This is a genomic window from Escherichia sp. AM3, from assembly GCF_032029835.1.
Taxonomy (GTDB): Bacteria; Pseudomonadota; Gammaproteobacteria; order Enterobacterales; family Enterobacteriaceae; genus Escherichia; species Escherichia coli.
The window spans coordinates 1-250 of record NZ_JAVUPQ010001170.1 but is presented as its reverse complement, the minus strand read 5'-3'; the positions used below and the strand labels follow the sequence as shown (position 1 = coordinate 250).

Genomic DNA, 250 nt, shown 5'->3' with positions numbered 1-250 from the left:
TCTCCACCTCAACCACTTCCTGCTCGGTCTGCTGAGCGATCTCACGGATATCGATGTTGGACGCTTCCGCCACCACTTTTTCCAGGATGCTGAAATCGAAGTTCTCTTCTTCCGCTTCGATCTTCGCCTTCACCGCTTTGATGGTTGGACTTTTTGAGATCACACCGCAATATTCCGGCATGGTGCGGGCAAAATCTTCAGTACCGATTTTACGCGCCAGATCGATGATGTGCTCTTTATCGTGAGAGAT

At 50.0% G+C, this 250-nt stretch carries 1 pseudogene; it reads right to left on the bottom strand.

Annotated features, from left to right (window positions below):
- Positions 1 to 250 (bottom strand): annotated as a pseudogene (locus tag RTW80_RS30190) (tRNA 4-thiouridine(8) synthase ThiI); the annotation flags it as partial.